The 11,864-nt window shown below is 58.6% G+C and carries 11 protein-coding genes; 4 read left to right on the plus strand and 7 right to left on the minus strand.

Annotated features, from left to right (window positions below):
- Positions 1 to 78: 78 nt before the first annotated feature.
- Positions 79 to 663 (plus strand): TetR/AcrR family transcriptional regulator, encoded by a 585-nt coding sequence (locus F617_RS0109540; RefSeq protein ID WP_019565160.1) that lies wholly within the window; start codon positions 79 to 81, stop codon positions 661 to 663.
- Positions 660 to 1,004, plus strand: coding sequence for a multidrug efflux SMR transporter (locus tag F617_RS0109545; protein WP_019565161.1), 345 nt, complete (start codon positions 660 to 662; stop codon positions 1,002 to 1,004). The genes F617_RS0109540 and F617_RS0109545 overlap by 4 nt, the downstream gene beginning before the upstream one ends.
- Positions 1,005 to 1,207: 203 nt before the next feature.
- Here the strand turns inward: F617_RS0109545 and F617_RS0109550 are convergent, their stop codons facing one another.
- The gene (locus tag F617_RS0109550) at positions 1,208 to 2,341 is read right to left on the minus strand and encodes an alpha-hydroxy acid oxidase (RefSeq protein ID WP_019565162.1); all 1,134 of its coding nucleotides are present in this window, start codon (positions 2,339 to 2,341) and stop codon (positions 1,208 to 1,210) included.
- A 148-nt stretch (positions 2,342 to 2,489) separates the two neighbouring features.
- Between F617_RS0109550 and F617_RS0109555 the strand changes: the two genes are divergently transcribed.
- Positions 2,490 to 3,104, plus strand: coding sequence for a hypothetical protein (locus F617_RS0109555; protein ID WP_245260776.1), 615 nt, complete (start codon positions 2,490 to 2,492; stop codon positions 3,102 to 3,104).
- Between the two features lie 19 nt (positions 3,105 to 3,123).
- On the opposite strand, the gene F617_RS0109560 is transcribed toward F617_RS0109555, so the two are convergent.
- From F617_RS0109560 to puuD, 3 genes are all read right to left on the minus strand, one after another.
- A complete protein-coding gene (locus F617_RS0109560) occupies positions 3,124 to 3,846 on the minus strand; it encodes a sulfite exporter TauE/SafE family protein (protein WP_019565164.1) in 723 nt (240 codons plus the stop codon).
- A gap of 209 nt (positions 3,847 to 4,055) precedes the next feature.
- Entirely contained in the window at positions 4,056 to 5,366 is a 1,311-nt protein-coding gene (guaD, locus tag F617_RS0109565; RefSeq protein WP_019565165.1) for a guanine deaminase, read from the minus strand.
- The gene (gene puuD / locus F617_RS0109570) at positions 5,363 to 6,625 is read right to left on the minus strand and encodes a urate hydroxylase PuuD (protein ID WP_019565166.1); all 1,263 of its coding nucleotides are present in this window, start codon (positions 6,623 to 6,625) and stop codon (positions 5,363 to 5,365) included. The genes guaD and puuD overlap by 4 nt, the downstream gene beginning before the upstream one ends.
- A gap of 557 nt (positions 6,626 to 7,182) precedes the next feature.
- Here puuD and F617_RS0109575 point away from each other — a divergent pair.
- Positions 7,183 to 7,521, plus strand: coding sequence for a hypothetical protein (locus F617_RS0109575; protein WP_026330762.1), 339 nt, complete (start codon positions 7,183 to 7,185; stop codon positions 7,519 to 7,521).
- Here the strand turns inward: F617_RS0109575 and F617_RS0109580 are convergent.
- From F617_RS0109580 to xdhB, 3 genes are all read right to left on the minus strand, one after another.
- The gene (locus F617_RS0109580) at positions 7,497 to 8,423 is read right to left on the minus strand and encodes a LysR substrate-binding domain-containing protein (RefSeq protein WP_013636655.1); all 927 of its coding nucleotides are present in this window, start codon (positions 8,421 to 8,423) and stop codon (positions 7,497 to 7,499) included. The genes F617_RS0109575 and F617_RS0109580 overlap by 25 nt on opposite strands.
- 238 nt (positions 8,424 to 8,661) lie before the next feature.
- A complete protein-coding gene (xdhC, locus tag F617_RS0109585) occupies positions 8,662 to 9,510 on the minus strand; it encodes a xanthine dehydrogenase accessory protein XdhC (RefSeq protein WP_019565168.1) in 849 nt (282 codons plus the stop codon).
- An 11-nt stretch (positions 9,511 to 9,521) separates the two neighbouring features.
- Positions 9,522 to 11,861, minus strand: a complete 2,340-nt coding sequence (gene xdhB / locus F617_RS0109590; RefSeq protein WP_019565169.1) for a xanthine dehydrogenase molybdopterin binding subunit — start codon at positions 11,859 to 11,861, stop codon at positions 9,522 to 9,524.
- Between the last annotated feature and the right edge of the window lie 3 nt (positions 11,862 to 11,864).

An 11,864-nucleotide genomic window follows, 5' to 3' on the forward strand; every position in this document is an offset into this window, starting at 1 on the left:
TTTCATGCTTAATTAAGTATGAAATTCAAGTCGGCCGTCGCCCTCACAATTTCCTTGCAAAGAAACCAACCATCCGGTATGTTTGCGACCATGACAAATGCACATGAACGCAAAAAGCAGCCTGAGATCGTGCGCCGCAATCTTCTCGATTGCGCGGCGAAACTCGCTGCCGAGCAGGGGGTTGCGGCGCTTTCCGTGCAGGCAGTGGCCGATGCCGCCGGGGTGACGAAGGGTGGGTTGTTTCATCATTTTCCCTCCAAGCAGGTGCTGCTGGAAGCGGTGATGACTGACCTTCTGGCGGCTCTGGACACTGAGATCGACGACCTCATCTCACAGGATTGTGAAGCTTTTGGGAGCTTCACAAGGGCATATGTGAACGCGGTTTTCTCGGATCGGGGCAGGGATTCGGGCAGGCAATGGGCAGCGATCTCGGTTTCCATGGTCGGTGAACCGTCGCTTCGGCGCATGTGGAACAGCTGGATTGAGGGGCGCCTTGCCCGTCATAAAGAAACGGATGACGGGGTGGTCCTGGAGATGGTGCGGCTTGCGGCTGACGGCATCTGGTTTGCCGATCTACTGGCCGACGACGGTAAAGCGGGTGGCGACAGGGCGGCTCTGAGGGCCCGGATGATCGCCCAGACGAAAAAGGAAGTGGAACGATGAACGCGGCTGTTTTGACTTATGGGGCGCTTGTCGCGGCTATCGTCTGCGAGGTCATCGCAACTTCCTTTCTGCAGCAATCGCAGCAATTCACCAAGCTGTTGCCGACGGTGCTGATGGCTCTGTTTTACGGTGCGGCCTTTTATCTCCTGTCGTTCACGCTCCGGGCGCTGCCGGTCGGCGTTGCCTATGCGATCTGGAGCGGGCTTGGCATCGTACTCATTTCCAGCATTGGCTATTTCGTGTTCCGCCAGACGCTCGATATTGCTGCGGTGGTTGGTCTTGGGTTCATCGTGACCGGGGTGGTGATCGTCAATGTGTTTTCGAAGACGATTGGGCATTGAGCGGACTTCTCCACCTCATTCCTGTGCTTGTCACAGGAATCCAGCCGGCGCGCGTCTGCGCGACGAGAATAGTCATTTCAGCCCAAGGGCTTGGGCTCGCTGGATCCCTGTGACAAGCACAGAAATGAGGGAGGCGACGTAAAGGCGATATTCTTACCGAAGCATCGGCTTCGATCTTTACGTTGTATGCCGTGTCGTCACCATCACGCCAGAATGCTGCGGTCGACGTCCGTAATCAGCCGCTTCCCGCAAAGCGCCATGCTGATATCCATTTCCTTGCGGATGATCTCGAGCGCCGTCGTCACGCCCTGCTTGCCATCCGCGCCGAGGCCGTAGAGGAACGGGCGGCCGATGTAGGTTCCCTTGGCGCCGAGTGCTACCGCCTTCAGCACGTCCTGGCCGGAGCGAATGCCGCCGTCCATATGCACCTCCACCCTGTCGCCAACGGCATCGACGATCCTCGGCAGCATGGCGATCGAGGAATGCGCGCCGTCGAGCTGGCGACCGCCATGGTTGGAGACGATGATGGCGTCCGCGCCGGTATCGAGCGAGGCGCGCGCATCTTCCTCGTCAAGGATGCCCTTGAGTATGAGCTTGCCGCCCCAACGCTCCTTGATCCATTCGACATCCTTCCACGACAAGCGCGGATCGAATTGCTCGGCCGTCCAGGAGGAGAGCGACGAGAGGTCGGAGACGTTCTTGGCGTGGCCGACGATATTGCCGAAGCTGCGGCGTTGCGTGCGCAGCATGTCGAGGCACCATCTTGGCCGTGTCGCCATCTGCCAGATGTGTTTCGGGGTGAATTTCGGCGGGGCGGAGAGGCCGTTTCGCAGGTCCTTGTGGCGCTGGCCGAGAATTTGCAGGTCGAGCGTCAGCACCAGCGCCGAGCATCCCGCTGCCTTCGCCCGGTCGATCAGATTATTGACGAAATCCCGGTCCTTCATCACGTAAAGCTGGAACCAGAAAGGTTTGGAGGTGACGGAGGCGACATCCTCGATGGAGCAGATGCTCATGGTGGAAAGCGTGAAAGGGACGCCGAATTCTTCCGCCGCTTTTGCCGCCAGCATCTCGCCATCGGCATGCTGCATGCCGGTTAGTCCAGTGGGGGAGAGCGCCACCGGCATCGAAACCTTCTGGCCGATCATTTCGGTGGCGAGCGACCGGTCGGTCATATCCACCAGCACACGCTGGCGTAGCTTTATCTTGGAAAAATCCTCCTCATTGGCGCGGTAGGTGCCTTCCGTCCAGGCGCCGCTATCGGCATAGTCGAAAAACATCTTCGGCACACGGCACTGAGCCTGTTTCTTCAGGTCCGCTATGGTGAGGATTTTGCCCATGGATAAAGCCTTCACATTTGAATGATGGCTTCACATAACATGGTAATCGCGTTTACGCGATGGCAATCGTCTTTGCAGCAGTGCTTTTTGCACTCGCAAATGGCTAGGAATTATGCTTGAAATATACTGTATTTCGATAATAATTCAGATGGTTTCTCAAGTAATAGCGTATTTTAATATGTTAAATTATTTACTCAGATTATTTATCGCAGTTCTTATTTCGCCCGCGATTGTTTTCGCCGCCGAGTGCCCCTCCGGTAAAAATGATGGAGATGAGTTTGTTCTTGCCCACGGTCAGGTGCGCAGCGAATTCAGGCGATCCGGACCGATCGTCTTGGTGGAGAATGATTTTCAAGGCGCAGGCAAACAGAGGCTTTTTCTCTTTCGGGGGTTAATCGAGCTGGCGCGTTCGGGCGATGACGGCAATTACAGCCAGCACTTTACGTCAAATCTGGAAGCATTCTGGCCTCTGAAAGTTGGCGCTCGACGCACTTTTGAATTTCTGCCCCTCGAAACTACCAAAATCGAGGATAAGTGGTCACTGACCCTTGCAGTTACGAAGCGGCGCGCCTTTCCGATTAAATTCTGCAATTACGAGGTGTTTTATGTGACCTACGACATTCGTAAAAACGGCAAAGAGGAAGAACGATGGACAGCGGTTTATTCGCCGGATCTGCGCGCCACGGTGGCGAAGATTTACGATGAGGGGACGGAAGACGAAGAAATTGTCGCCTATAATCTGATTGCGCCTCTGAAGCAGTGACGGTTCGACTGCGCTTGAATCAACTCCAGAAAGCCCGCAGGAACAATTCACCACCTAGCATAAGCAGGCAGATGAGGAACCAGCGCCTGAATGTCGCGGGAGTGACGATGCGGCGGATATTCTGGCCAAGCCACATGCCGAGAAGCGCTGGCAGGACGGCGAGTGCGGAAAGCGACATGTGCTCGACGCGGAAGGCGTCCTGAGAGGCAAGGCCGGCGGCAAGCGCAACGGTGGAAACGGTGAAGGACAGGCCAAGCGCCTGCACGAGATCGTCGCGGCTGAAGCCAAGCGACTGGATATAGGGCACGGCGGGGACCACGAAAATTCCGGTGCCGCCGGTCAGAAGGCCGGTCGCCAGCCCGACGGCCGGGGAGAGTTTCGGTTCCAGCCTTGCGGGAACGGCGAAGGGCTTTGCAAGAAGGCTGTAGGCTGCGTAAGCCGCGAGGCATAATCCGAGCGCCGAGGTGGTCCAGACGCCGGTGCCTGATGTCATCAGCCGGATGCCAAGAAGCGTGCCGACGGCAATGGCGATCATCATCGGCCATAGTCGCGAGACAATCGCCTTGAAATCGGGTCCGGCCAGCAATTGCCAGATATTGGTGATGAAGGAGGGCAGAATGAGCAGGCCAGCGGCAACGACCGGCGGCATGAAAAGGCCGAGAACGCCCATGGCAACGGTCGGCAGGCCCATGCCGGTGACGCCCTTGACGACGCCCGCGACGATGAATGTCGCGACAATCATGAGCGTTGTAGTTGTCTCAAAATCCGGCACGGCGCACTCCAGAGGTCATTCGCATTTCGGCTGACTTGGGCTGTCAGGCGATCATATGAAACGGGCGAGTGCGGCCTGTTTCTTTTCCCGGCGGCGAGAGAAAAACAGGCGACGCCCGCTCGTTTCAATATGTACTGATATAGATGAGGCCACGACCTGATGTTTCGGCCTAAACCGAACTATGCAAGCGCGCTTTTCATCGCCTTGCCGGCCACGTAGGTTTCGACGACGGTGCGGTCGTCGCCCATGGTCAGCATCAGGAACAGTTCTTCGGTCAGGCTTTTCACCACTTCCATCTTCAGCGCCATGGCGGGCGTGGAAGAGGCGTTGAGAACCGTGATGTCGGCATCCGTGCCGGCGTCCAGCGTGCCGATGCGGTCGACCATGGAAAGCGCTTCGGCGTTGCCGCGCGTCATCAGATACCAGCTTTCCAGCGGGTTCAGGCGTTCGCCCAGCAATTGCTGGATCTTGTAGGCCTCATCCATGGTGCGCAGCATGGAATAGCTCGATCCGCCGCCGATATCGGTCGCGACTGCGATGCGCACCGGCTTTTCGCGCCGTTGCAGCTTTTTCATCGGGAAGAGGCCGGAGCCGATGAAGAGGTTCGATGTGGGGCAATGCACGGCGACTGCACCGGTTTCCGACAGCACGTCCGCCTCACGTTCCGAGAGGTGGATGGCGTGGCCGAGCAGGGTCTTGTTGCCCATCAGGCCGTAACGCACATAGATGTCGGTGTAATCGGTCGCTTCCGGGTAGAGCTCGCAGGTATATTTGATCTCGTCCAGATTTTCGGAAAGATGCGTCTGGATGAAGAGATCGGGAAATTCCTGCGCCAGCGCCTGGGCTGCTTCCATCTGTTTCGGCGTAGAGGTGATGGCGAAGCGGGGCGTGATGGCGACGTGGTTGCGGCCCTTGCCGTGCCAGTCGGCGATGACGGCCCTGGTCTCGTCATAGGAGGTTTCCGGCGTGTCCAGCAGGCCCTGCGGGGCGTTGCGGTCCATCATCACCTTGCCGCCCACCATCAGCATGCCGCGCTTCAGGGCCTCAGTAAAAAACGCATCGGCTGAGGTCTTGTGCACGGAGCAATAGGCGACAGCCGTGGTGGTGCCGTGGCGCAGAAGCTCATCGTAAAAATGTGTGGCGATGCGCTGGGCATGCGCGCTTTCGACGAAACGGCATTCTTCCGGGAAAGTATAGGTATTCAGCCATTCCAGAAGGTTGGCGGCATAGGAGCCGATGACCTGCATCTGCGGGAAATGCAGGTGCGTGTCGATCAAGCCCGGCACGATGAGATGAGGGCGGTGGTCCTTCTCCTCAATGTCATCAGGTGCCTGCTTGCGAATATCGGCATAGTCGCCAATGGCGGCGATCTTGCCGTTTTCGATAAGCAGGCCGCCATCCTCGATGTAGAGATAGCTTTGCGTATCGTCGATTGCGAGCGGCGCGCGGCGGAAGCTTAACAGGCGGCCACGCAGCAGAACCATGCTCATTCGGTTTTTTCCTTGGCGTCTTTGCCCGAGGAAACGGCGCTTTCGTACCATGCGGTCAGCACTTTGCGCTCCTGCGGGGTGATGGCGGTGATGTTGCCGGGAGGCATGGCATGGCTGCGGCCGGCTTGCAAATAGATTTCGCGGGCGTGTGCGGCGATCTGCGCGTCGGTTTCGAGCTTCACAGATTTCGGTGTGAAGGGCACGCCTTCCCACACCGGCTCGGCGGCGTGGCACATGGAACAGCGACCTTGAACGACATCGCGGGCGCTCGCGAAATGGGCGTCGCTGACGAATTGCTGCTGCATCGGCGAAAGCGTTGCCGCCTTCTGTTCTTCTTCGCCGGTCAGCACCTTCGGCACGGTGGAAAGCCACATGATGACGATGAAGATGAGCGCGGTCAGCAGCCAGGTCCATGTCGGCTTGCCCTTGCGGGCATGGGTGGTGTTGAACCAGTGGCGGATGGTGACGCCCATCAGGAAGACGAGTGCTGCGATGATCCAGTTGAACTCGGTCGCAAAGGCCAGCGGATAGTGGTTCGACAGCATGAAGAAGATGACGGGCAGCGTCAGGTAGTTGTTGTGCAATGAGCGCTGTTTGGCGATGCGGCCATATTTCGGGTCCGGCGTGCGCCCGGCGATCAGGTCGGCAACGACGATCTTCTGATTGGGAATGATGATGAAGAACACATTCGCCGACATGATGGTGGCGGTAAAAGCGCCGAGATGCAGGAAGGCGGCGCGGCCGGTGAAGACCTGCGTATAGCCCCACGCCATCGCCACCAGCGCGACGTAAAGCACCACCATCAGGCCCCAGGTGTTGTTGCCAAGCGGCGATTTGCAGAGGAAATCGTAAAACAGCCAGCCGACAGCAAGCGATGCCAGCGACAGACAGATGGCCTGGAACTGGGTGAGCGCCAGCACCGAATGGTCGATGAGGAAAAGGTCGGCGCCGCCGTAATAAACGATGCACAGCATGGCGAAGCCGGACAGCCAGGTGACGTAGCTTTCCCATTTGAACCATGTCAGGTGTTCGGGCATCTGGGCCGGGGCGACCAGATATTTCTGGATGTGGTAAAAGCCGCCGCCATGCACCTGCCACTCCTCGCCATAGGCCCCCGGCGGCAGATGCGGCCGTTTGACCAGCCCAAGATCGAGCGCGATGAAATAGAAGGACGAGCCGATCCAGGCGATGGCGGTGATGACGTGGAGCCAGCGGACGGCAAAGGCCATCCATTCCCACGCAATGGCATATTCGTACATTCGGTTCCCCTGATCCTTGTGCAGCGCACCTTGCGAGAAATTTGACCGTTAGGAAAGGGAAAAGCAAACACCGCACGATGATTGTTCACAATCCCGTACGCTCGTGTCCACAACTTTGGCGCAGGCGCTGCGACGCCCGGCTTCCGGCCCCGCCCAATCGTAAAGGAGCCGTCCTGCCGCTGAGTTTGTGCTTAGCTGGCTAACGCGACTCAGCTATTATCCGCTGAGCAGTCTGCTGATGTGCAAAACTATCGGGCTGCGGGGCCTTGGAGCGACCTGCGTCCGAAAGGACGCTTCGAAGGGCACTCTGACACATTTATGTTGCGCATGTTCTTTCCGGTTTTCGGTCAGAGGCGCAGGGCTTCAATGACATGTTTTCGCTGGCGGTTCATTCCGAAAGCGGGTGCTGCGAACCCTGGGGGCGGGGGGCAGATCAGGGGCAGGTGTTGCAGTTCCCGGTGCCGTTGCGTCCGGGTATGCGTTGATGCTTGGATTTTGAATGAAGTGACGCAATGACCTTCCGGCAGCCGCCGTTGTTTTCAACGGAGACCGTGCCGATGCGCCTTGTTCTGACAGTTCTTTTCCTGCTGATGGCGTTTAGCGCCACGGCGCTTGCGCATGAATCCCACAAGGGGTTCAAATATGAAAGCTACTGCTGCAATGGCGACGCCGAAACCGGCGATTGCCAGATGATCCCTACGCGAAGTGTTCGTGTCACGCAGGATGGTTACGAGGTCTCGCTTGCGCCCGGCGATCATCGTCTGGTGACGCGGCGCCATGTCTTCAGCTGGTCGCAGCGTGAGGCAAGACGATCCGAGGATGGAGAATATCATCTCTGTCTGTTCCCGGACGAGGACACGCCGCGCTGCTTTTATGCGCCTGATATGGGGTATTGAGATGTTTGCGGCCGGTTTTCGTCGATCCGCTTCAGTATCCAGTCGCGAAAAAGCCTTATCTTGCGAATGTTCCTGCGGTTTTCAGGGTAGACGAGCCAGTAGTTCTTACCTTCGTTGCTGAGGTGCTCGAAGGGCTGATAAAGGCGGCCGAGGGCAATCTCGTCCGCATAAAGTTCAGGGGTGAGCATGGCTACCCCCTGGCTGGCAATTGCCGCCGCGGCTTCGAAAGCCTGCACGCTGAGGCGGCTGCGCGGATAACGGTCGAGGCCCGGATTTTCGATGCCGACTTCCCGGAACCATTGGCTCCACCAGATGTCACCCGGATCGATGATACGCAGGCGCAGAAGATCCTCCGGCTTATTCAATCCACCGATGCTTTCGGCGAGGTTCGGATGCAGCATCGGCGTGTAAACGCCCCGCAGCAACTGATGATAGATCAGTCCTTTGCCATCGTCGCTGCTCCAGCGGATGGCGACATCGCAATCGGACTGCGTAAAATCGATCAATGCGCTTGATGTGTCGAGCCGCACGGCGATCGAGGGATGTTCAAGCTGGAAAGCTCCCAGATGCCGCGAAAGCCAGCGCGATGCGAAGGTCGCGGTGGAGTGAATTGTCAGGGTGGTGTCAGAGGTGTCACGGACATTGTCGACGGCCTCCCGTAAAGTGTTGAAGGCTTCCGCAACTTTCGGCGCCAGTTTCTGCCCGGCCTCGGTCAACACAACCTGCCGCGCCTTTCTGATGAAAAGCGGCTCGCCAACATTTTCTTCCAGCAGTTTCACCTGATAGCTGACCGCCGTCTGCGTCATACCCAGTTCCTCACCGGCCTTGGTGAAGCTGAGATGCCGGGCGGCGGCTTCGAACACGCGCAGGGCGTTCAGAGGGAACTGGCGGGACATTTTCATGGATAAGTTCTCTTTATGCCAACTGCCAAAGGTTTCATTGGTTTTTATCCGGAAAACAGAGCATTTTTAGCTCAATTCATCAACTGAGCTTCTGACATTTTTTAAATGGAGACGAACATGCGCACAGCACTCTTGCGCGCGTGGTCCCGCCTGCGCGCGGGTCTGCGGACCGCGGAACGGTTTTCCCTTGAAAGCCTTCGACCGGATAATCTGGTGGATGAAAGCCTGCCCGACGGGATCAGGCGTGATCTTGGTCTTGAGGATGGCCGCGCTGATTTTCGGTGCGACGGGTTTCGGCAGCGGAAAATGCTTGCAGCAACTCGGCTGCCACAAGGGCCGCTATGACGGCGGGGCGCTTGTCCCTGACGCTACTTCCACCGATCGGCAGGATGAGTTTTTCAAGGCGGGAAGGGGGTTCTCCCTCCCGCTCAAGCCAATGGGCGAAGGTGGCGCGTTTGGTTTTCGAGCCGATCATGCCAACATAAGCGAGATCGTCGCGGGCAAGCGCTTCCTTTGCAATCAGGAAATCGAGTGCGTGATCGTGGGTGACGATGATCGCAGCGCCGTTTGCGGGAATTTTCGCGATCAGCGCTTCCGGCATGGGGGTCAGCACGGATACGACACCGGCTGAAAGATCGCGCAACTCGTTTTCACGGGTTTCCACCACGGTCAGTGTCAAAGGCAGAAGCGACAGAGCATCTGTCAGCGCCTTGCCGACATGGCCCGCCCCGAAAATGAAAACGGCCTGCTGCTGCTCGGTTTCAGCCTTAAGCCTTGCCTCGAGTGCTGCCGCGATGTCCGGCGTTACCAGCCGGAAGCGGAGCAAGGTGCGGCCGCCGCAGCACTGGCCGATTTCGGGGCCGAGCGGAATATCCATGCCGTCTTCGGTCGTACCGTTCTTCAACATGGCACGGGCATGGTCTATCGCCATATATTCGAACTGCCCGCCGCCGATGGTCTCCCACAGCGCCTTCCGGCTTACCAGCATGAAAGTTCCCGCCTCGCGCGGCGATGACCCTTTCACGGCCTCGATTTCCACGAGGATTGCAGGTCCGGAGCTGGCGAGGAAGCGGGAGAGGGACGTCATTATGTCTCCCCTCACACCTTCTTCAACCGTTCCACCGCCATCAGCACCCGCTCGGGCGTTGCCGGCGCATCGAGGCGTGGGCAGACCTTGTAGTCGGCGATGGACGCGACGGCCATGGAGAGTGCTTCGAGAACCGAGATCGCCAGCATGAAAGGCGGTTCGCCCACGGCCTTGGAGCGGCCGATGGTGGGCTCGGCGTTTTCCGACCATTCCGCCAGTTGAACGTTGAAAATCTTCGGCCGGTCGGAGGCAAGCGGGATCTTGTAGGTGGAGGGAGCGTGGGTGCGCAGCCGCCCCTTGCCGTCCCACCATAATTCCTCCGTCGTCAACCAGCCCATGCCCTGTACGAAGGCGCCTTCCACCTGCCCGATATCGATGGCCGGGTTCAGCGACTTGCCGACATCGTGGAGAATATCGGTGCGTTCCATCATGTATTCGCCGGTCAGTGTATCGATCGACACTTCCGAACAGGCCGCGCCATAGGCGAAATAATAAAACGGCGTGCCGCGGCCTGCGGCACGATCCCAATGGATTTTCGGCGTCTTGTAAAAACCGGCGGCGGAAAGCTGGACGCGGGCGAAATAGGCTCGTTTGATGAAATCGTTGAAGGCGATTTCCTCAAGCCCGATGCGCACCCGGTTTGGCAGGAAGACAACCTCTTCTTCCGGCACGTTCCAGTTCTCGGCGGCGAATTTGATAAGCCTTTCACGGATCTGGCGGGCAGCGTCATAGGCCGCCATGCCATTGAGGTCCGTACCGGACGAGGCGGCCGTGGCCGACGTATTGGGCACCTTGCCCGTGGTCGTGGCGGTGATTTTCACCCGGCCAATATCCACCTGGAAGGCATCGGCCACCACCTGCGCCACCTTGGTGTAGAGGCCCTGGCCCATTTCGGTACCGCCATGGTTCAGGTGGATCGAACCGTCATTATAGATATGCACCAGCGCGCCCGCCTGATTGAAGGCGGTCATGGTGAAGGAGATGCCGAATTTGACAGGGGTGAGCGCAATGCCCTTGCGGATGATCGGGCTGGTCTTGTTGAACTCGACAATTGCCTGCCTGCGCGCGCGGTATTCACTGGATGCTTCCAGTTCCTCAACGATGCGGGCGATGATGTTGTCCTCGACCTCTTGATGATAGGGGGTCGTGGTGCGGCCCGAACCGGTCTCGCCGTAGAAATTGAGCTTGCGGACATCGAGCGGGTCCTTGCCGACGGCATAGGCGATTTCCTCGATGAAACGCTCAGCCCCGAGCATGCCCTGCGGGCCGCCGAAACCGCGAAAGGCGGTGTTGGAGACGGTATGGGTTTTGAGCGGCCGAGAGGTCAGATGCACATGCGGATAGAAATAGCTGGAATCGGCGTGAAACAGCGCGCGGTCGGTTACCGGGCCGGACAGGTCGGAGGAAAAGCCGCAGCGGGCCGCATAGGTGGCGTCGACGGCGTGGATGCGGCCTTCCTCATCGAAGCCTAGCTCGTAATCGACGCGGAAATCGTGGCGTTTGCCGGTGGCGGTCATGTCTTCGTCGCGGTCGGGGCGGATTTTCACGGCCCGGTTCAGCTTCTTGGCGGCAATGGCGCAAAGGGCTGCGAAATGGTTTCCCTGGGTTTCCTTGCCGCCGAAACCGCCGCCCATGCGCCGCACCTGCACCGTGACGGCATTGGACGGCACCTGAAGGATGTGGCTGACAATGTGCTGGATTTCGCTCGGATGCTGGGTGGAGCTCCACAGCGTCACCTCATCGTCCTCGCCCGGTACGGCCATGGCGATGTGGCTTTCGAGATAAAAATGCTCCTGCCCGCCGATCCGCATCGTACCGGTCAGGCGGCGGGGTGCCACGTCCATTTCGAGCTTCGCATCACCACGCTTCAGCGTCATCGGATCGATGACGAGCGCGCCGCCATTTTCAATCGCCGTGTCGATATCGGTGAAATGCGGCAGGTCCTTGTAGACGATTTTCGCCTTGCGGGCGGCCTTGCGAGCAATATCGCGGCTTTCAGCGAAGACCGCGAAGATCGGCTGGCCGTGAAATTCAACCTTCGTTTCGGCCAGTAGCGGCTCGTCATGACGCCCGCCGGAGGAGACGTCGTTTTCGCCGGGCACGTCTTTACCTGTCATCACCCATAACACGCCCGGCGCAGCTTCCACTTCCGAAAGGTCCATCGAGACGATTTCGGCATGGGCCCGGTCGGAAAGGCCAAGCGCACCGTGAACGAGGCCGGCGGGTTCGGGAATATCGTCGATATATTCGGCGCTGCCCGTCACATGTTTATGGGCAGAATCGTGCCTGAGCGAGGCGTGTACAGGGCCGTCGATTTCGGTCTTGGTCTTATCGAAGCTTGTCGTGTCCATGGT

This window comes from Agrobacterium sp. 10MFCol1.1, assembly GCF_000381165.1.
In the GTDB taxonomy this organism is placed as follows: domain Bacteria; phylum Pseudomonadota; class Alphaproteobacteria; order Rhizobiales; family Rhizobiaceae; genus Agrobacterium; species Agrobacterium tumefaciens.

What these genes read in the sequence shown, in the direction of transcription:
- F617_RS0109540 (WP_019565160.1), top strand. Translation starts at nt 79, where the DNA reads ATGTTTGCGACCATGACAAATGCACATGAACGCAAAAAGCAGCCTGAG.
- F617_RS0109545 (WP_019565161.1), top strand. Translation starts at nt 660, where the DNA reads ATGAACGCGGCTGTTTTGACTTATGGGGCGCTTGTCGCGGCTATCGTC.
- F617_RS0109550 (WP_019565162.1), bottom strand. Translation starts at nt 2,341, where the DNA reads ATGGGCAAAATCCTCACCATAGCGGACCTGAAGAAACAGGCTCAGTGC.
- F617_RS0109555 (WP_245260776.1), top strand. Translation starts at nt 2,490, where the DNA reads ATGGTTTCTCAAGTAATAGCGTATTTTAATATGTTAAATTATTTACTC.
- F617_RS0109560 (WP_019565164.1), bottom strand. Translation starts at nt 3,846, where the DNA reads ATGATTGTCGCGACATTCATCGTCGCGGGCGTCGTCAAGGGCGTCACC.
- guaD (WP_019565165.1), bottom strand. Translation starts at nt 5,366, where the DNA reads ATGAGCATGGTTCTGCTGCGTGGCCGCCTGTTAAGCTTCCGCCGCGCG.
- puuD (WP_019565166.1), bottom strand. Translation starts at nt 6,625, where the DNA reads ATGTACGAATATGCCATTGCGTGGGAATGGATGGCCTTTGCCGTCCGC.
- F617_RS0109575 (WP_026330762.1), top strand. Translation starts at nt 7,183, where the DNA reads ATGCGCCTTGTTCTGACAGTTCTTTTCCTGCTGATGGCGTTTAGCGCC.
- F617_RS0109580 (WP_013636655.1), bottom strand. Translation starts at nt 8,423, where the DNA reads ATGAAAATGTCCCGCCAGTTCCCTCTGAACGCCCTGCGCGTGTTCGAA.
- xdhC (WP_019565168.1), bottom strand. Translation starts at nt 9,510, where the DNA reads ATGACGTCCCTCTCCCGCTTCCTCGCCAGCTCCGGACCTGCAATCCTC.
- xdhB (WP_019565169.1), bottom strand. Translation starts at nt 11,861, where the DNA reads ATGGACACGACAAGCTTCGATAAGACCAAGACCGAAATCGACGGCCCT.